Here is a 19,234-nt window from a genome sequence, read left to right as displayed (position 1 = left end):
CGCTTGCACCGGCATAATGGGCCGCAGCAAAACGACTGACCTCGCCCCATGCCTTTGCCTCAAGTCAAGCCTTGGACCGCCGGCCTGGTGGCCTTTGCGGCTTCGTTGATGGCGTCCATGGCCATGGTCTGGGTCCTGCAGGAGAACCAGCTGCGTGAGGCCCGCGCCCGGGTGTCCGACCTCGCGGCGGACCACGCCCAGGCGGTGCAACGGGGCTTGGAGCGTGCCCTGTCGGCCAACTACTCGCTGGCCGCCCTGGTGCAACAGGGCCAGGGTGAGGTGCCCAACTTCCAGGCGGCCGGCGAGCAGCTGCTGACCTTCCACCCCGGCGTCAGCATGCTGGCGCTGGGCCCGCAGGGCACCATCAGCCAGGTGGTGCCCCTCAAAGGCAATGAACGTGCGCTGGGGTTCAACCCGTTGAACCACCCGGTGCAGCGCGCTGAGGCCTTGTTGGCGCGCGAAACCCGTCACCTGACGCTGGCGGGCCCCATGGAACTGATCCAGGGCGGCGTGGGGGTGGTCGGCCGCCTGCCCGTCTTCATCAAGGGCGCCCAAACGCCGGACAAGTTCTGGGGCTTCACCACGGTCACCATCCGGCTCAACGAGGTGCTGGCCCTGGCCCATCTGTCGCGACTCGAAGAACGGGGTTACGCCTACCAGCTGTGGCGGGTGGCGGGTGACGATGGCGGGCGACAGGTGATCTCGCAATCCAGTCGACCCACCCTGGTGCAGCCCGTGGAGCGACCGCTGGAGCTGCCCAATGGCTTTTGGTACCTGAGCGTCAGCCCGGTCAACGGCTGGGGCAGCCCGCAATCGCTGGCCGCACGCAGCACCATGGCGCTGCTGTTCTCGGCCCTGTTGGGCTACCTGGTTTTTTTGCTCGGGCGCCAAAAGGCCCAGGAGCGCCACCTGGCTGCCCTGGTGAACCAACGCACCGCCGAAATCGAAGAAGCCCGCCGCCACATGGAGGCCACGCTGAGCGCGGTGCCGGACTCGCTGTTCGAGATGAGCCTGGACGGTGAATACCTCAGCGTGCAAACCCCCGACCCCACCCTGCTGCTGCGCCCGCCCGCCGACATGTTGGGGCAGCGCGTCAGCGACTTGATGGAAGCCGAGGCGGCCGAACAGGTGCTGGGCGCGCTGGCCGACGCCCACCGCGACGGCCTGAGCGGCGGCCGCCTGCTGGCCCTGCCCCTGCAGGGGCGCAGGCTGTGGTTCGAGCTGTCGGTGGCCCGCATGGCCGTGCCCGAGGGGGCCGCACCGCGCTTTGTGGTGCTGTCGCGCGACATCACCCGGCGGCGCCAGGACGAAGACATGCTGCGCCTGACCGCCAAAGTGTTTGAGCAAAGCACCGAGGCCTTTGTGGTGACCGATGCGCAAGAACGCATCCTGATGGTGAACCAGGCGTTTTGCGACCTGAGCGGCTTCAGCCGCGAAGACGCCGTCGGCAAGACCGCCAAGCTGCTGGCGGCGCACCGCGAAGACGACAGCTTTCGGCAACTGGTGCGGGTGGCCGTGCGCCAGCGGGGCCACTGGCAGGGCGAGGCCTGGAACCAGCGCAAGAACCGCAGCCGCTACCTGCAGTGGCTGTCGATCAGCCGGGTCGACAATTCACTGGGCGAGCCCAGCCACTACATCGCTTCGTTCCGCGACATCACGCAGCAAAAAGAGACCGAGGAGCGCATCCGCAGCCTGGCCTACTTTGATGCCCTGACCGGCTTGCCCAACCGCTCGCTGCTGAACGAGCGCAGCAACCTGTCGCTGGCCAGTGCGCGCCGCTCGGGGGAGCCTGTGGCGGTGATTTACCTGGACATGGACCACTTCAAGAACGTCAACGACTCGCTGGGGCACAGCGTCGGCGACGAACTGCTGGTTGACTTTGCACGCCGCCTGAAGGCCCTGGTCAAAGAGCAGGACACGGTGTCGCGCCTGGGCGGTGATGAGTTCGTGCTGGTCGTGAATGACGCGCCGGTTGCGCAGGCCCAGCAGCTGGCCGAAGCCATCCTGGCGATGTCCGCGACACCGTTCCAGATCGGGCCGTACGAGCTCAGTGTCACGCTGTCGATCGGCGTGGCCCTGTACCCACAGCACGGCGAGGACTTCGACACCCTGCACCAGCGCGCCGACAGCGCGATGTACCAGGCCAAGAAGAGCGGGCGCAACCAGTACCGGCTGTTCACCGCGGAGATTCAGCAGGCGGCCGCCCGCGTGCTGCAATTGGAGAACGCCTTGCGCAAGGCCTGGGAGCGCGACCAGATGACGCTGCACTACCAGCCCCAGGTCGACCTGGGCACCGGGCAGGTGATTGGTGCCGAGGCCCTGCTGCGCTGGCGGCACCCCGAACTGGGCCAGGTCTCACCCGCCGAGTTCATCCCCGTGGCGGAGGACACCGGCCTGATCCTGGACCTGGGGGAGTGGGTGCTGCGCACCGCCTTGCAGCAAGTGCGTCGCTGGCAGGACCAGGGGCTGCCCCCCCTGACCGTGTCGGTGAACCTGTCCCCGGTGCAGTTCCGCCAACCGCTGCTGCCCGAGCTGGTGCAGCGCCTGATCAAGGAAGCCGGCATTGCGCCCCAGCTGCTGGAGCTGGAGCTCACCGAAGGGGCTGCGATGGACGACCCGGAGGGGGCCATTGCCATCATGGACCGCCTGCACGACCAGGGCATACGGCTGCTGATCGACGACTTCGGGACCGGCTATTCATCCCTGAGCCACCTGAAGCGATTTCAGGTCTACAAGCTCAAGATTGACCAGTCTTTTGTGCGCGACCTCAGCGAAGCCGCGCAGGATCAGGGCATCGTCAAGGCCATCATCGGCATGGCGCAGGCGCTGGGCCTGCGCACCATCGCCGAGGGGGTGGAGACCGAGGGCCAGATCGAGTTCCTGCGCACCCTGGGTTGCGACGAAATCCAGGGCTACTACTACAGCCGCCCCTTGCCTGCCGCTGAGTTCGAGGCCTACCTGACACGCCAAAGCACGCCACTGCCCGCCTGAGGCTGGCCCGGCTAGGTCACCACGGCTGACGCGGCGCCCTCCTGCGCCACACCCGGCGGCGTGGCGCCGGACACGCCATGCCCCCCGGGGGCGCCCCCACGCGTCAAGCGCTGCGTGCGGCCTCGGCCAGGCGGCTGGCCCATCGCGAGGCCACGGCCTCGTCCCGCGCCTCCACCATCACCCGCAGCAAGGGCTCGGTGCCACTGGCGCGGATCAGCACCCGCCCCGCCCCCGCCAGGGCCTGCTCGGCCTCGGCGATCTCGGCTTTCAGCACCGTGTTCTGTTGCCACTTCTGGTCGGGCCGCAAGCGCACATTGATCAGGGTCTGAGGGAACAGCCGCAGTTGGCTGAACCACTGCGGCAAGGTGCGCTGGCCCCGCACGCAAGCCTGCAACACCTGCAGCGCGCTGATCAGGCCATCGCCGGTGGTGTGGCGGTCCAACGCCAGCAGGTGGCCCGAGCCCTCGCCGCCCAGTTGCCAGCCCTTCTGCTCGAGTTGCTCCAGCACATAGCGGTCGCCGACCTTGGCGCGCACAAAATCGATGCCCTTCTCGCGCAGGGCCAACTCCACGGCCATGTTGGTCATCAGCGTGCCCACCACCCCCGGCACGGGCAGACCACGTTCCAGCCGGTCCAGTGCCAGCAGGTACAGCAACTCATCGCCGTTGTAGAGGCGGCCCGTGGCGTCGACCATCTGCAAGCGGTCGGCATCGCCATCAAGGGCAATGCCCAGGTCGGCCTGGTTGGCCCGCACCGAGCGCACCAGGGCTTCGGGGTGCGTGGCCCCCACTTCGTGGTTGATGTTGAGGCCGTCCGGGGCGCAGCCCATCGCAATCACCTCGGCCCCCAGCTCATGGAACACCTTGGGTGCGATGTGGTAGGCCGCACCGTGGGCTGCGTCGACCACGATGCGCAGGCCCTTGAGGGTCAGTTCGTTGGCAAAGGTGCTCTTACAGAATTCGATGTAGCGGCCCGCCGCGTCATCAAGGCGACGCGCCTTGCCCAAGGACGCCGAGTCGACCCAGACCGGGGCCTCCTGCAAGGCGGCCTCGACGTCCTGTTCCCAGCTGTCGGGCAGCTTGGCGCCCTGGGCGCTGAAGAACTTGATGCCGTTGTCCTGGAAGGCGTTGTGGCTGGCACTGATGACCACGCCCAGGCTGGCCCGCTGGGCCCGCGTGAGGTAGGCCACGCCAGGCGTGGGCAGGGGCCCCAGCAGCACCACATCCACCCCGGCCGAGTTGAAGCCCGACTCCAGGGCGCTTTCGAGCATGTAGCCCGAAATGCGGGTGTCCTTGCCGATCAGCACGGTCGGGCGGGATTCACTCTGGCGCAGCACGCGGCCCACCGCGTGGGCCAGTCGCAGCACGAAGTCGGGGGTGATGGGCGCCTGGCCCACCGTGCCACGGATGCCGTCGGTACCGAAATAGAGTCTGGTCATGTTGTTTTGTTTCTGTGGTGGACGCTTAAACGGACATCGACTGTACCGGAGTTGAAGGTGCCTGCGCCTGACGCACCGCCTGCCAGACCTGCAGGGCCGCCACGGTTTCACGCACATCGTGCACGCGCAGCACGCGGGCACCGCGGTCCGCCGCCAGCACGGCGGCGGTGGTGCTGGGCACCAGCCGGTCGGCCACGTCCAGCCCGGTGACCGCCCCCAGCGAGGACTTGCGCGACCAGCCTGCCAGCCAGGGCCAGCCGCTCTGGTCGAGTTCGTGTTGGCGCGCCAGCAGCGCAAAGTTCTGCTCCACCGTCTTGCCAAAGCCCACCCCGGCATCGAGCACGATGCGCTCGCGCGCCACCCCCCGGGCCAGCAGCCCAGCGCTGGCGTCTTGCAAAAAGGACAGCACCTGGGGCACGACATCGCCCACCATGGGGGCCACCTGCATGGTCTGGGGATCGCGGTGCATGTGCATCAGGCACACGCCGCACGCCGGGTGCGCGGCCACCACCTCTGGGGCGCCCGGCTGGCGCAGGGCCCAGATGTCGTTGATGACGTCCACGCCCAAATCCAGCGCCCGCCGCATGACCTCGGCTTTGTAGGTGTCGACCGAGATCGGCACCTGCCAACGCACCACCTCGCGCAACACCCCCTCCAGCCGGCGCCACTCCTCGTCGAGGCCCACGGGGGGGCTGCCAGGGCGGGTGGATTCACCCCCCAGGTCCAGCAGGTCGGCCCCCTGCGCCAGCAACTGCTCGGCGTGTGCCAGGGCCTGCTGCAGCGTGTCGTGGCGGCCCCCGTCCGAGAACGAATCGGGGGTGACATTGACGATGCCCATCACCAGGGGGCGGTTCAACTCAAGTCGGAAGCGGGAGGTTTGCCAGAACATGGAGGCCAGGTCTCAAAAAGCCCGTGCGAGCCGCACGCCACAAGGGCCAAAAACGGAAAACGGGGCCTGAGGCCCCGTTTCTAGGATGGCAGGCTGGCTCAACACCAGAACACTGCCCTGCGCCCTCAGGCCGCGCTGGGCGCGGGGTCGGTGCTGACCGCCGGCGTACCACCACCGCTGCCGTCCCCCCCCGTGGGCGGCACGCGCGGGGTCCAGTCCTTGGGCGGACGCGGGGCCTTGCCGGCCATGATGTCATCGAGTTGCTCGCCATCGATGGTTTCCCATTCGAGCAGGGCCTTGGCCATGGCGTGCATCTTGTCGCTGTGCTCTTCGATCAAACGACGGGCCAGCGCGTACTGCTGGTCGATGATGCGACGCACCTCGGAGTCGACCTTTTGCATGGTCTGCTCGCTCATGTTGGTGGTCTTGGTCACCGAGCGGCCCAGGAACACTTCGCCCTCGTTCTCCGCGTAGACCATCGGGCCCAGGGACTCGGTCATGCCATAACGCATCACCATGTCGCGGGCGATGTGGGTGGCGCGCTCGAAGTCGTTGGAAGCCCCCGTGGTCATCTGGTTCATGAAGACTTCTTCGGCAATGCGGCCACCGAACAGCATGCTGATCTGGTTGAGCATGTAGTCGCGGTCGTAGCTGTAGCGGTCTTGCGCCGGCAGGCTCATGGTCACGCCCAGGGCGCGGCCACGCGGGATGATGGTGACCTTGTGCACTGGATCGCACTTGGGCAGCAGCTTGCCGATCAGGGCGTGGCCCGACTCGTGGTAGGCCGTGTTGCGGCGCTCTTCCTCGGGCATGACCATGCTCTTGCGTTCCGGGCCCATGAGGATCTTGTCCTTGGCCTTCTCGAAGTCCTGCATCTCCACGGTGCGGGCATTGCGACGCGCGGCCATCAGGGCAGCTTCGTTGCACAGGTTGGCCAGGTCGGCACCGCTCATGCCGGGGGTGCCGCGGGCGATGATGCCGGGGTTGACGTCCTGGCCAATCGGCACCTTGCGCATGTGCACATTGAGGATCTGCTCACGACCACGGATGTCCGGCAGGGTCACGTAGACCTGGCGGTCGAAACGGCCCGGGCGCAGCAGGGCGGCGTCCAGGATGTCGGGGCGGTTGGTGGCGGCGACCACGATCACACCGAGGTTGGTCTCGAAACCATCCATCTCGACCAGCATCTGGTTGAGGGTTTGTTCGCGTTCGTCGTTGCCGCCGCCCAGACCCGCACCGCGCTGACGGCCCACGGCGTCGATTTCGTCGATGAAGATGATGCAGGGGGCGTTTTTCTTGGCGTTCTCGAACATGTCGCGCACCCGGGCGGCACCGACACCGACGAACATCTCCACGAAGTCAGAACCCGAGATGCTGAAGAACGGCACCTTGGCTTCGCCCGCAATGGACTTGGCCAGCAGGGTCTTGCCGGTGCCCGGGGGGCCGACCAGCAGCAGACCGCGGGGGATGCGCCCCCCCAGCTTCTGGAACTTCTGGGGGTCTTTGAGGAAATCGACGACTTCTTTGACTTCTTCCTTGGCTTCGTCGCAGCCCGCGACGTCCGCAAAGGTGACCTGGTTGGTGTTCTCGTCCAGCATGCGGGCCTTGCTCTTGCCGAAGCTGAACGCCCCGCCCTTGCCGCCGCCTTGCATCTGGCGCATGAAGTAGATCCAGACGCCAATCAGCAGCAGCATCGGGCCCCAGCTGACCAGCAGGGTCATGAGCAGGGAGCCTTCTTCGCGCGGCTTGACGTCGAACTTGACGTTGTTGCTGATCAGGTCGCCGACCAGACCGCGGTCCAGGTAGGTGGCCGTGGTGCGCAGCTTGCGGTCATCGTTGGTGATCGCCACGATCTCAGTGCCGCCTTGGCCTTCCTGGATGGTGGCACTCTTGATGCGGTTACCACGGACTTCTTCGAGGAAGTCGGAGTAGCCGACGTAGCCGGCGCTGGCGGAACCGCGGGTGTCAAACTGCTTGAAAACAGTGAACAGCACCATGGCAATCACGAGCCAAACGGCAATTTTCGAAAACCACTGATTATTCAAGCGGAGCTCCAGAAGCGAATGTCAACGAGGGAAACTTGGGGCCCATTTTAGGCCTTTCAAGTCGGAGGACGATCGCTTTTATTGATCGCGTCCATGGCCTCAGCAAGGGTTTTGGCCGGGATTAACCCGAATTCCTTGACCTGGCTCAGGCCTGAGGCGGCTTCTTGAGGCCGATGCCGATCAGGAAAGTCTCCGACGACTTGTCGCGCGAGGACTTGGGTTTGATCGGCTTGACCACCCGAAAGGTGTCTTTGAACAGCTGAACCAACTGGGTGTAGCCACTGCCGTGGAACACCTTGGTCACCAACGCCCCTTCAGGTTTGAGGTGTTTCTGGGCAAATTCAATCGCCAGCTCGATCAGATGCGCGATGCGGGCGGCATCGACGTTCTCGACCCCCGACAGGTTGGGCGCCATGTCCGACACCACCACGTCCACGGGCCGCCCCTGCACCACGTCTTCCAATTGCGCCAGCACGCTGTCTTCGCGGAAGTCCCCCTGAATGAACACCACGCCTTCGATGGGTTCCATGGGCAGCAGGTCCAGCGCGATGATGGCGCCATTGAGGGCCCCCACCGCGGCGCCCGACGGCGACAGGCGCCGGCGCACATACTGGCTCCAGGCGCCCGGCGTCGACCCCAGGTCCACCACCAGGTGGCCGGGCTTGATCAACCCCAGGGTCTCGTCGATTTCCTTGAGCTTGTAGGCCGCCCGGGCCCGGTAGCCGTCGCGCGCTGCCTGCTTCACATAGGGGTCGTTGACATGGTCGTTCAACCACGCCTTGTTGACTTTCTTGCTCTTCGTTTTGATCTTCATATGTCCTTGCCGGCGGGTTCTCCGCCAGGTCACCCTGGTTCACGGGGCGGCCAAGCCCGATAATACGGCCATGCCCCAAATTCAACTTACCCCAGCCCAGCGCCGGGAACACCGGGCCGAGGCCCACCACCTTGACCCCGTCGTGCTCATCGGCGGCGATGGCCTGACCCCTGCCGTCCAGAAGGAAGTCGACCTCGCCCTGAACGCGCATGGCCTCATCAAGGTCCGCGTGTTCTCCGACGACCGCGCGGGTCGCGAGCAGATCTACCAGACCCTGGCCGACGAACTCAACGCGGCCCCGGTGCAGCACATCGGCAAGCTGCTGGTGCTGTGGCGCCCGCAGCCCGAAAAAGAGCGCCCCGAGAACGAAGACCGCATGCCCGGTCCGCGTGACGTCAAGGTGCTTAAATACAGCAAGCGCGCCGGCCACAAGCCTGAAGTCAAGACCCTGCGCGTGCTGGGCAACCAGCGCCTGACCGCTGGCGGTCAGGTCAAGCGCGCCAAGCCCAAGCAGACGTCCATCAAGAAACGCCAGTCCGACTGAGCCCATGAGCGTCACGCCGGACACGCAGCCCTCGCCCTCGGGCGAGCGCCACGTCATCTGCATGAAGTGGGGCACGAAATACGGCCCCGACTACGTCAACCGCCTCTATGCCATGGTCCGCCGCCACTTGCGCGGCGACTTTCGCTTTGTCTGCCTGACCGACGACGCGTCGGGCATCCGCAGCGAAGTGCAGTGCCTGCCCATTCCCGCCCTGGACCTGCCAGCAGGCATTCCGGAGCGCGGCTGGACCAAGCTTGCCACTTTCAGCGCCGACCTGCATGGCCTGCGCGGCACCGCCTTGTTCCTCGATGTGGACGTGGTCATCACCGGGTCGCTGGACGAGTTTTTCACCCAGCCGGGTGAATTCCTCATCATCCACGACTACAAGCGCCCCTGGCGCATCACGGGCAACTCGTCCGTGTACCGCTTTCAACTCGGCGCCCACCCCGATGTGCTGAGCTATTTCCGCAGCCACTTCGAAGAGGTGCGCCAGCGCTTCCGCAACGAGCAGGCCTACCTGTCGGATGTGCTGCACCGCCAAGGCAAGCTGAGTTACTGGCCCGCCGCCTGGTGCCCCAGTTTCAAGTACCACTGCATCCCGCGTTGGCCCACCAACTACTGGCAGGCCCCCTTCGTGCCCGAAGGCGCCAAGGTAGTAATTTTTCACGGCGAATGCAACCCGCCCGATGCCCTGGCGGGCCGGCGCAATCGCCGCTTCCGCTTCATCCGTCCCGCCACCTGGGTGGCCGAACACTGGCGCGAGGGCTGAGCCTCGGCCCCGCCCGACGCGCAGGCGTCCTGGGCGTCCTGGGACCGCCGCACCAGCCGGCCAGCCCGGCTTGCACAGTGGTCAGGGCTCGCCCGGAATGGCGCGGTGACCCGATGCGGGCCAGGCGCTGAAGGCTCACTGAACGATCACTGAGCAATCTCGGAGCGCCCTTCGCGTGCCAGGCTCCGTGCGGGGTCAATCGAGCCCGGAAGACGCCTCAGAAGCCCCCTGCGATGGCTGCACGGCAGCGGACGCCGTCAGGCGCCAGAACACCGCCCCGGCCAGCAACCACTGCAAGGCATAGAGGCCCGTGCCCACCCCGTGCCACAGCTTGAGGTTCTCGCGGGCCACGATGCGCGGCGCCACCGCAAACTCGGACAGCAAGGCCATCAACAGCGCCGCCAGCACCAGGCCCAAGCTGGCCTTGGCCCAGGGGGCCAGCGTGGTCTCACCACGGGGGCGCGACAACATCAACAACAACACGCCACAGAGCAGGCTGACCCAGGTCTGGGCCGCGAACAGCTTGGCGGCCATGGCCCCGGCCACGGCCGGGGTCGGCAGGTGGGCAAACAGCATCGGCACCACCCAGAAGCCCACCGTGCTGAGGCTGCCCCACCAGAGGCCGGCCAGCACCAGCGGCAAGCGGTTTCTCCACATGCGGGCCGCCAGGGTCAGATGTAGTGGACGGCGACGATTTCGTAGCGCTTGACGCCACCGGGCGCCTGCACTTCGGCCACGTCGCCCTCTTCCTTGCCGATCAGCGCACGCGCGATCGGGCTGGAGACGTTGATCAGGCCTTGCTTCAGGTCGGCCTCGTCCTCGCCCACGATCTGGTATTTGACGGCGTCACCGCTGCTTTCCTCCTCCAGCTCGACGGTCGAGCCAAAGACCACCTTGCCACCCGCGTCCAGCTGGGTCGGGTCGATCACCTGGGCAGCCGACAGCTTGCCTTCGATTTCCTGGATGCGGCCTTCGATGAAGCCCTGGCGGTCCTTGGCGGCGTCGTACTCGGCGTTTTCGCTCAGGTCGCCCTGGGCGCGTGCCTCGGCGATGGCGTTGATGACCCAGGGGCGGTCAACGGTCTTCAGGCGGTGCAGTTCTTCCTTCAGCTTCTCTGCGCCACGCTTGGTGATGGGGATGGTAGCCATGGGCCGTACTCCGTCTTTGATACGAGGGATTGCCCACGCCGGAACAGTCCGGCGCAAGCACAAAAGCAAACCGCCGCACGTTGCCGCGCGGCGGTCTCTAAGTCAGCGGTGAATTATGCCGTGAATCACACGGCATTCGGGTCCGCCAAGCGCACTCAGGCAGCGTGCAGCTGAGCGTGCAGTTCCTGCACCGAGTACACGTCCAGGTTGTCCATGTACTTCATGCCTTCGACAGCCGCTTCCGCGCCCGCGATGGTGGTGAAGGTGGTGACACGCGCCAGCAGCGAGCTGGTGCGGATCTGACGCGAATCAGCGATCGCATTGCGGCGCTCTTCCACCGTGTTGATGACCAAGGCAATCTCGTTGTTCTTGATCATGTCCACGATGTGCGGGCGGCCTTCGGTGACCTTGTTGACCGTCACGCAGGCGATGCCCGCGGCCGTGATGGCCGCGGCCGTACCCTTGGTGGCGACCAGTTCAAAGCCCTGGGCGACGAGCTGGCGGGCCACCTCGACGGCGCGCGCCTTGTCGTTGTTCTTGACCGTCAGGAAGGCCTTGCCCGAACGCGGCAGCTTGGTGCCCGCGCCCAGTTGGCTCTTCACGAAAGCCTCGCCAAAGGTCTTGCCCACGCCCATGACTTCGCCGGTGGACTTCATCTCAGGGCCGAGGATGGTGTCCACGCCCGGGAACTTCACGAATGGGAACACGGCTTCCTTGACGCTGAAGTACGGCGGGGTGACTTCGGCGGTGATGCCTTGCGAGGCCAGGGTCTGACCGGCCATGCAGCGTGCCGCCACCTTGGCCAGCTGGATGCCCGTGGCCTTGGAGACGAAGGGCACGGTGCGCGAGGCACGCGGGTTGACTTCGAGCACGTAGATCACGTCCTCGCCGTCGATGTGCTGGATCGCGAACTGCACGTTCATGAGGCCCACCACATTCAGCGAAGCCGCCATGGCGGCGCTCTGGCGCTTGATCTCGGTGACCGTTTCAGCGCTCAGGCTGTAGGGCGGCAGCGAGCAGGCGGAGTCACCGCTGTGCACGCCGGCTTGCTCGATGTGTTCCATCACGCCACCGATGAAGGTCTTGCCTTCGGGGTCGCGCAGGCAGTCGACGTCGCACTCGATGGCGTCGTTGAGGAAGCGGTCCAGCAGCACGGGCGAGTCATTGCTGACCTTGACCGCTTCGCGCATGTAGCGCTCGAGGTCGCGTTGCTCGTGCACGATTTCCATCGCACGGCCGCCCAGCACGTAGCTGGGACGCACCACCAGGGGGTAACCCAAGGCAGCGGCCTTTTCCAGCGCTTCGGCTTCGGTGCGGGCGGTGGCGTTCGGGGGCTGACGCAGACCCAGGTCTTGCAGCAGCTTCTGGAAACGCTCGCGGTCTTCGGCCGCATCGATCATGTCGGGGCTGGTGCCGATGATCGGCACGCCTTCGGACTCCAGGCCCAAAGCGAGCTTCAGCGGGGTCTGGCCACCGTACTGAACGATCACGCCGACCGGCTTTTCCTTGTCAACGATCTCGAGCACATCTTCGAGCGTCAGCGGCTCGAAGTACAGGCGGTCGGAGGTGTCGTAGTCGGTCGAGACGGTCTCGGGGTTGCAGTTGACCATGATGGTCTCGTAACCGTCTTCGCGCATGGCCAGTGCCGCGTGCACGCAGCAGTAGTCAAACTCGATGCCCTGACCGATGCGGTTCGGGCCACCGCCCAGCACCATGATCTTCTTCTTGTCGGTCGGCTCGGCCTCGCACTCGTCTTCGTAGGTCGAGTACATGTAGGCGGTGTTGGTGGCGAACTCGGCCGCGCAGGTGTCCACACGCTTGTAGACCGGGCGCACGTTGAGGGCGCGACGCGCATCGCGCACGGCCTTCTCGTTGACCTTCAGCAGCTTGGCCAGACGGCGGTCAGAGAAGCCCTTCTTCTTGAGCAGGCGCAGGGTGCCGGCGTCCAGGCTGGCCAGCGCAGCCTCGCCCTTCTCAGCGGCCAGTTGGTCGAGTTCGAGTTCGATCTTGACGATCTCTTCGATCTGGATCAGGAACCAGCGGTCGATCTTGGTCAGCTCGAACACCTCGTCCACCGACAGGCCCATGGCGAAGGCATCGCCCACGTACCAGATGCGCTCGGGACCGGGCTCGCCCAGTTCCTTCTCGAGCACTTCGCGGTCCTGGGTCTTCTCGTTCATGCCATCGACGCCGACTTCCAGGCCACGCAGGGCTTTCTGGAACGACTCCTGGAAGGTGCGGCCCATGGCCATCACCTCACCCACCGACTTCATCTGGGTGGTCAGGCGGCTGTCCGCGGTGGGGAACTTTTCGAACGCAAAACGCGGGATCTTGGTGACCACGTAGTCGATGCTGGGCTCGAAACTGGCCGGGGTGGCACCACCGGTGATGTCGTTGCGCAGCTCGTCCAGGGTGTAACCCACGGCCAGCTTGGCCGCCACCTTGGCGATCGGGAAACCCGTGGCCTTGGAGGCCAGGGCCGACGAACGCGAGACACGCGGGTTCATCTCGATGACGATCATGCGACCGTCCTTCGGGTTGACCGAGAACTGCACGTTGGAGCCGCCAGTGTCCACACCAATCTCACGCAGCACCGCCAGCGAGGCGTTGCGCATGATCTGGTATTCCTTGTCGGTCAGGGTCTGGGCCGGGGCCACGGTGATGGAGTCACCGGTGTGCACGCCCATGGGGTCGAGGTTCTCGATCGAGCAGACGATGATGCAGTTGTCCGCCTTGTCGCGAACCACTTCCATCTCGTACTCTTTCCAGCCGAGCAGCGATTCTTCGATCAGCAGCTCGTTGGTGGGCGAGGCTTCGAGGCCGCGCTTGCAGATGATCTCGAACTCTTCGGCGTTGTAGGCAATGCCGCCGCCCGTGCCGCCCAGCGTGAAGCTGGGGCGGATCACGGTGGGGAAGCCCACCGACTTTTGCACGGCCCAGGCTTCGTCCATGCTGTGGGCAATGCCCGAGCGCGCCGAACCCAGACCGATCTTGGTCATGGCGTCCTTGAACTTCAGGCGGTCTTCGGCCTTGTCGATGGCCTCGGGCGTGGCGCCAATCAGCTCGACCTTGTACTTGTCGAGCACGCCGTTGCGCCACAGGTCGAGCGCGCAGTTCAGCGCAGTCTGGCCACCCATGGTGGGCAGGATGGCGTCGGGACGCTCCTTGGCGATGATCTTCTCGACCGTCTGCCAGGTGATGGGCTCGATGTAGGTGACGTCGGCGGTGGCCGGGTCGGTCATGATCGTCGCAGGGTTGCTGTTGATCAGGATGACCTTGTAACCCTCTTCGCGCAGGGCCTTGCAGGCCTGCACACCAGAGTAGTCGAACTCGCAGGCCTGGCCGATGATGATCGGGCCGGCGCCAATGATGAGGATGCTTTTGAGGTCTGAACGCTTAGGCATTATTGGTTCTCCTGGGCCTTGGCCATCAATGCCGTGAAGCGGTCGAACAGGTAGGAAATGTCATGGGGGCCGGGCGATGCTTCGGGGTGACCCTGGAAGCAGAACGCCGGCTTGTCGGTGCGGGCCAGGCCCTGCAGCGTGCCGTCAAACAGGCTGACATGGGTGGCACGCAGGTTGGCGGGCAACGACTTCTCGTCCACCGCAAAGCCGTGGTTCTGGCTGGTGATGCTGACGCGACCGGTGTCCAGGTCCTTGACCGGGTGGTTGGCACCGTGGTGGCCGAACTTCATCTTGAAGGTCTTGGCCCCCGAGGCCAGGGCCATGATCTGGTGACCCAGGCAGATGCCGAAGGTCGGGATGCCGGTTTCGATCAGCTCGGCGGCCGCGGCAATCGCGTAGTCGCAAGGCTGCGGGTCGCCTGGGCCGTTGGACAGGAAGATGCCGTCCGGTTGGTACTTCAGCACCTCGGCGGCGGGGGTTTGCGCGGGCACCACCGTGACCTTGCAGCCGCGCTCGGCCAGCATGCGCAGGATGTTCTTCTTGACGCCAAAGTCGTAGGCCACGACATGGAACTTCGGCTCGGCTTGCACGCCGTAGCCCGTGCCCAGTTTCCACTCGGTCTGGGTCCAGTCGTAGGCTGCGGGCACCGTCACCACACGGGCCAGGTCCAGCCCGGCCATGTTCGGCGCCCCTTGGGCCGCGGCCACCGCCTGGGCCACCAGGGCCGGGGTGACTTCTTGACCGGCGGCCAGGCCGATGATGGCGCCGTTCTGCGCGCCCTTGCTGCGCAGCAGGCGGGTCAGCTTGCGGGTGTCGATGTTGGCAATCGCCACCGTGCCCTCGCGCTGCAGGTAAGCCGACAGCGTGAGCGACATGCGGAAGTTGGATGCCAGCAGGGGCAGGTCTTTGATGATCAGGCCAGCGGCGTGGATCTTCTCAGCCTCGACGTCTTCCTCGTTGACACCGTAGTTACCGATGTGCGGATACGTGAGGGTCACGATCTGCTGGCAGTAGCTGGGGTCGGTGAGGATTTCTTGGTAGCCGGTGATGGCGGTGTTGAACACCACTTCACCGACCGTGGAGCCAGCGGCTCCGATCGAGTTGCCATAGAAGACCGTGCCGTCTGCGAGCGCCAGGATGGCGGGCGGGAAGCTTCCCTGTTGAGACAAAAGCACTGGGTTCTCCGAGTTGGTTACGGGTACGCCCAAGCGGATTCCGACGAGTTGCCTCTGTCGATGTGCTTTTGGAGGGATTGGCTGGAATGCGCTAGGGCGTCGGGTGTTGCGTGAAAGCCTCTCATTATAGCCGATCGCCACCCAAGCTGACGCCCAGATGACAATTTCGGCCCAATTTAGGGTATGAGAATTTCTAATGCGCCTGCACTGCGCTCGCGTGCAGACAGATGGCCGCAGCGGCCGCCACGTTGAGCGACTCTTCACCACCGGGCTGGCCAATGCGCACCGACAGCGCCGCGCGGGCCATCAGGGCCTCGCCCACGCCCTGCCCCTCGTGACCCATGGCCCAGGCGCAGGGCCAAGGCAAGGTTTGCTGGTGGATCAAGGCGCCTTGGTGGGAGCTGGTGACGATCAAAGGCAGGTCCAGGCCATCGAGGTCTTCGACCGCCTGCGCCTCCAGCAGGCGCAGACCAAAGTGCGCCCCCATGCCAGCGCGCAGCACCTTGGGCGACCACAGCGCGGCGGTGCCCTTGAGCGCCAGCACCTGGGCAAAGCCAAAGGCCGCGGCACTGCGCAGGATGGAGCCCACATTGCCCGCGTCCTGCACGCGGTCCAGCACCACGGTGGGCACACCGGGCTGCGGACCGTCCCAGACCGGCAGGTCGATCACAAAGGCCAGTGGCGCGGGGGATTCGAGGCCGCTCAGGTCCTTGAACAAGGCGTCGGGCACGACCAGGTTGCGGTGCGCGTGCGGCCCCCATTCCCGGCCCGAGCGGGCCCAGAACGACTCGCAGTACACCCCCAGCGCAGGACGCAGGCCGCGCTGCAGTGCCGCCCGGCACAGGTGGTCCCCTTCGAGCCAGACACGGCCTTGCTTGCGGTAGGCGGTGCTGTCCTGCGAGAGGCGACGCAGCTCCTTGAGTTGCGGATTGTCGCGCGAGGTGATGAGAACGGGTTCGGGGGTCAATGAGGTCACAGGCTGCATTCTCGCCCAGCCAGCAGGGCCTGGGCTTCGCGCACAGGCGCAAAGGATTGGCGGTGCTCCGGGCACGGGCCGTGGGCCCGCAGCGCCGCCAGGTGGGCGGCCGTGCCATAGCCCTTGTGCGCGGCAAAGCCGTAGTCGGGGTAGTGCTTGTCCACCTGGGCGCACCAGCGATCCCGGTGCACCTTGGCCAAGATGGAGGCCGCCGAAATGGCGGGAATCAGGGCGTCGCCCTTGACCACGGCCTCGGCCAGCACGTCGAGGCGCGGCAACTGGTTGCCGTCCACCATCACTTTGACGGGCTTCAGGCGCAGGCCCTCGACCGCGCGGCGCATGGCCAGCAGGGTGGCCTGCAGGATGTTGAGGCGGTCGATCTCCTCCACACTGGCCTCGGCGATCGAGCAGCACAAGGCCTTGGCCCGGATTTCGTCAAACAGCTTCTCGCGGCGCGCCGCGGTGAGCTTCTTGGAGTCGGTCAGGCCAGCGATCGGGCGCAGGTCATCAAGGATGACGGCCGCGGCCACCACCGGTCCCGCCAGCGGCCCTCGGCCGGCCTCGTCCACCCCGGCTTGCAGCCCGGGGGGATCCCAGCTCAGCGACACCTGCTCAGCGTGCAAGAAGTTTCTCGATCGCATCGGTCGCCAGGCGCGCGGTGTCGCGCTTGAGTTGTTCGTGCAGCGTGGTGAACTGGCGCTCCAGCGCCTGCACCTCGGCCGGGTGGTCCAGCCAGCGACCCACCGCGCGCGCCAGCGCATCGGGGGTGGCCGCGTCCTGCAGCAATTCGGGCACCACAAAGTCGCGCGCCAGGATGTTGGGCAAGCCCACCCAGGGTTGCAACTTCTTGCCCTTCATGATTTGCCAGCTGAGCCAGGGCATGTTGTAGGCGATCACCATCGGGCGCTTGAACAAGGCGGCCTCCAGCGTCGCCGTGCCGCTGGCGATCAAGGTCACATCGCAGGCCGCCAGGGCCGCGTGCGACTGTCCTTCGAGCACCGTGAGCGGCCCACCCGGTCCCGGGTTCAGCCCTTCGGCGCGCGCGGCGGCCTCCACCTCGGCGCGCAGCGCGGGCAAGGTGGGCAGGACAAAATGCAGCTGAGGACGCGCCACCTGCAACTGGCGTGCCGCGGCAAAAAAGCGACGCGCCAGGTAGCGGATCTCAGCCCGCCGGCTGCCCGGCAGCAAGGCCACCACCGGGCCCTCGGCGGGCAAGCCCAGGCGGGCACGGGCGGCCGCGCGGTCGGGCGCCATCGGGATCACCGACGCGATCGGGTGCCCCACATAGGTGGCCGGTACGCCCTGGGCGGCCAGCAGCTCGGGTTCAAACGGGAAGATGCACAAGACCTCGTCGGCGGCTCGGCGCAGCTTCTCGACCTTCTTGGCGCGCCAGGCCCAAAACGAAGGGCTGACGAAGTGCACGGTCTTGACCCCGGCTTCGCGCAGGCGAATCTCGAGGTCGAAATTGAAATCAGGGGCATCGACACCGATGAAGGCCTCGGGGCGCTGGGCCAGCAAGCGGTCGCCCAGGGCGCGCCGGATGGCCAGCAGCTCGCGCAGGTGTGGCAGCACCTCGACATAGCCGCGCACGGCCAGCTTGTGCTGCGGCCACCAGGCCTCAAAGCCACGCTGGGCCATGGCGGGGCCGCCAATGCCTTGCGCCGACAGCGCGGGCCAACGCGACTTCAGGCCGTCGAGCAGCAGGCCAGCCAGCAGGTCGCCAGACGCTTCGCCGGCCACCATGGCGAAACGCGGATCCATGGTCATTTGAAAGTCAGCGAACGATGCCGCGGTTGGGCGGCGTCTGCTCCAGGAAGCTCAACATCATCTGCACATCGGCCGCCGCTTCGGGGTGGCTTTCGGTGAGACGGGAGATTTCGGTACACGCCGCATCGAGTGCCAGGTTGCTGCGGTACAGCAGCTTGTGGATGGTGCGCACCGCCGCCACCCGCTCCGCCGAGAAACCGCGGCGACGCAGGCCCTCAAAGTTCATGGTGCGCGCCTCGGCCGGCTGGCCCTGGCACATCACAAACGGCGGCAGGTCAGCGAACAGCAGCGAGCACATGGCGGTCATGCTGTGGGCACCAATGCGCACAAACTGGTGCGCCACCGTGAAGCCCCCCAGGATGGCCCAGTCCCCCACCACCACATGGCCCGCCAGCTGGGAGTTGTTGGCAAAGATGGTGTGGTTGCCCACCAGGCAGTCGTGCGCCAGGTGCACGTACGCCATGATCCAGTTGTCGTTGCCGATGCGGGTCACGCCACCACCACCGGGCGAGCCGATGTTGAAGGTGCAGAACTCACGGATGGTGTTGCGGTCCCCGATGATCAGCTCGCAGGGCTCGTCGTCGTACTTCTTGTCCTGCGGGATCGCGCCCAGCGAATTGAACTGGAAGATGCGGTTGTCGCAGCCGATCGAGGTGTTGCCCTCGATCACGCAGTGCGGCCCCACCGTGGTGCCCGCCCCAATGATCACATTCGGGCCGATGAGGGTGTACGCCCCCACGGTGACCGAACTGTCGAGTTCGGCAGCGGGGTCGACGATGGCGGTCGGGTGGATTCGGGTCATGGGCAGGGCTCCCGTCTCAGATCAGGCGATGGTGCGCATGGTGCACATGAGTTCGGCTTCGCAAGCCACCTCATCGCCCACGCGGGTGATTCCCTTGAACTTGAAGATACCGGCCTTCATGCGCTCGAGCGAGACGTCCATGATCAGCTGGTCGCCGGGTTCGACCGGGCGCTTGAAACGGGCACCGTCGATGCCGGCGAAGTAGTACACGGTCTTGTCGTCCGGCGTCACACCCAGGGTGTCAAAGGCCAACAGGGCTGCGGCCTGGGCCATGGCTTCGAGCATCAGCACGCCCGGCATCACCGGTCGGTGCGGGAAGTGGCCCATGAAATAAGGCTCGTTGATGGAGACGTTCTTCAGCGCCTTGATGGTCTTGCCCTTTTCAACCGACAGGACACGGTCCACCAACAAAATGGGGTAACGGTGCGGCAGTTGCTTGAGGATCTGGTGAATGTCCAACATGGGGTCTTCT

General features: G+C 65.9%; 16 protein-coding genes. 3 read left to right on the top strand and 13 right to left on the bottom strand.

Annotation, left to right across the window (positions count from 1 at the left end; translation table 11 throughout):
* Positions 1 to 48 precede the first annotated feature (48 nt).
* On the top strand, positions 49 to 2,991 hold the full coding sequence (locus PSQ40_RS04295; protein WP_273949061.1) for a bifunctional diguanylate cyclase/phosphodiesterase: 2,943 nt from the start codon (positions 49 to 51) through the stop codon (positions 2,989 to 2,991).
* A gap of 103 nt (positions 2,992 to 3,094) precedes the next feature.
* Here PSQ40_RS04295 and glmM read toward each other — a convergent pair whose 3' ends face one another.
* From glmM to PSQ40_RS04275, 4 genes are all read right to left on the bottom strand, one after another.
* Positions 3,095 to 4,429 carry a phosphoglucosamine mutase gene (gene glmM, locus PSQ40_RS04290; protein ID WP_273949060.1) on the bottom strand — a complete coding sequence of 445 codons (1,335 nt, stop codon included), beginning with the start codon at positions 4,427 to 4,429 and terminating at the stop codon, positions 3,095 to 3,097.
* 25 nt (positions 4,430 to 4,454) lie between these two features.
* Positions 4,455 to 5,318: a dihydropteroate synthase gene (folP, locus tag PSQ40_RS04285; RefSeq protein WP_273949059.1), complete on the bottom strand. Its 864-nt coding sequence runs from the start codon at positions 5,316 to 5,318 to the stop codon at positions 4,455 to 4,457.
* A gap of 125 nt (positions 5,319 to 5,443) precedes the next feature.
* Positions 5,444 to 7,363, bottom strand: coding sequence for an ATP-dependent zinc metalloprotease FtsH (gene ftsH / locus PSQ40_RS04280; protein WP_273949058.1), 1,920 nt, complete (start codon positions 7,361 to 7,363; stop codon positions 5,444 to 5,446).
* Between the two features lie 145 nt (positions 7,364 to 7,508).
* The gene (locus tag PSQ40_RS04275) at positions 7,509 to 8,177 is read right to left on the bottom strand and encodes an RlmE family RNA methyltransferase (RefSeq protein WP_273949057.1); all 669 of its coding nucleotides are present in this window, start codon (positions 8,175 to 8,177) and stop codon (positions 7,509 to 7,511) included.
* Positions 8,178 to 8,247: 70 nt separating this feature from the next.
* Here PSQ40_RS04275 and PSQ40_RS04270 point away from each other — a divergent pair, with 70 nt between their 5' ends.
* Both PSQ40_RS04270 and PSQ40_RS04265 read left to right on the top strand, forming a co-directional pair.
* Positions 8,248 to 8,721: a YhbY family RNA-binding protein gene (locus PSQ40_RS04270; RefSeq protein WP_273949056.1), complete on the top strand. Its 474-nt coding sequence runs from the start codon at positions 8,248 to 8,250 to the stop codon at positions 8,719 to 8,721.
* A gap of 4 nt (positions 8,722 to 8,725) precedes the next feature.
* Positions 8,726 to 9,490, top strand: coding sequence for a glycosyltransferase (locus PSQ40_RS04265; RefSeq protein ID WP_273949055.1), 765 nt, complete (start codon positions 8,726 to 8,728; stop codon positions 9,488 to 9,490).
* Between the two features lie 195 nt (positions 9,491 to 9,685).
* On the opposite strand, the gene PSQ40_RS04260 is transcribed toward PSQ40_RS04265, so the two are convergent.
* The 9 genes from PSQ40_RS04260 to fabZ all read right to left on the bottom strand — a co-directional run bounded on the left by PSQ40_RS04260 (position 9,686) and on the right by fabZ (position 19,224).
* A complete protein-coding gene (locus PSQ40_RS04260; protein WP_273949054.1) occupies positions 9,686 to 10,147 on the bottom strand; it encodes a DUF4149 domain-containing protein in 462 nt (153 codons plus the stop codon).
* Between the two features lie 14 nt (positions 10,148 to 10,161).
* Positions 10,162 to 10,638 (bottom strand): transcription elongation factor GreA, encoded by a 477-nt coding sequence (gene greA / locus PSQ40_RS04255; protein WP_273949053.1) that lies wholly within the window; start codon positions 10,636 to 10,638, stop codon positions 10,162 to 10,164.
* Positions 10,639 to 10,793: 155 nt separating this feature from the next.
* The gene (gene carB, locus PSQ40_RS04250) at positions 10,794 to 14,042 is read right to left on the bottom strand and encodes a carbamoyl-phosphate synthase large subunit (RefSeq protein WP_273949052.1); all 3,249 of its coding nucleotides are present in this window, start codon (positions 14,040 to 14,042) and stop codon (positions 10,794 to 10,796) included.
* The gene (carA, locus tag PSQ40_RS04245) at positions 14,042 to 15,217 is read right to left on the bottom strand and encodes a glutamine-hydrolyzing carbamoyl-phosphate synthase small subunit (RefSeq protein WP_273949051.1); all 1,176 of its coding nucleotides are present in this window, start codon (positions 15,215 to 15,217) and stop codon (positions 14,042 to 14,044) included. Before carA ends, carB begins: the two co-directional genes overlap by 1 nt.
* A 193-nt stretch (positions 15,218 to 15,410) precedes the next feature.
* Positions 15,411 to 16,202 (bottom strand): TrmH family RNA methyltransferase, encoded by a 792-nt coding sequence (locus PSQ40_RS04240; RefSeq protein WP_273949049.1) that lies wholly within the window; start codon positions 16,200 to 16,202, stop codon positions 15,411 to 15,413.
* Positions 16,190 to 16,834 (bottom strand): ribonuclease HII, encoded by a 645-nt coding sequence (gene rnhB / locus PSQ40_RS04235; protein ID WP_273949047.1) that lies wholly within the window; start codon positions 16,832 to 16,834, stop codon positions 16,190 to 16,192. The genes PSQ40_RS04240 and rnhB overlap by 13 nt, the downstream gene beginning before the upstream one ends.
* Positions 16,806 to 17,960 carry a lipid-A-disaccharide synthase gene (gene lpxB / locus PSQ40_RS04230; protein ID WP_273949045.1) on the bottom strand — a complete coding sequence of 385 codons (1,155 nt, stop codon included), beginning with the start codon at positions 17,958 to 17,960 and terminating at the stop codon, positions 16,806 to 16,808. The genes rnhB and lpxB overlap by 29 nt, the downstream gene beginning before the upstream one ends.
* Before the next feature lie 7 nt (positions 17,961 to 17,967).
* A complete protein-coding gene (gene lpxA, locus PSQ40_RS04225; RefSeq protein WP_273949043.1) occupies positions 17,968 to 18,762 on the bottom strand; it encodes an acyl-ACP--UDP-N-acetylglucosamine O-acyltransferase in 795 nt (264 codons plus the stop codon).
* 21 nt (positions 18,763 to 18,783) lie between these two features.
* Positions 18,784 to 19,224 (bottom strand): 3-hydroxyacyl-ACP dehydratase FabZ, encoded by a 441-nt coding sequence (gene fabZ, locus PSQ40_RS04220; protein WP_273949042.1) that lies wholly within the window; start codon positions 19,222 to 19,224, stop codon positions 18,784 to 18,786.
* Positions 19,225 to 19,234 lie beyond the last annotated feature (10 nt).

It is taken from the genome of Curvibacter cyanobacteriorum, from assembly GCF_028649475.1.
Classification (GTDB): Bacteria; Pseudomonadota; Gammaproteobacteria; order Burkholderiales; family Burkholderiaceae_C; genus Curvibacter; species Curvibacter cyanobacteriorum.
The sequence above is the reverse complement of the archived record's forward strand: the minus strand, read 5'-3'. Positions and strand labels throughout refer to the sequence as shown.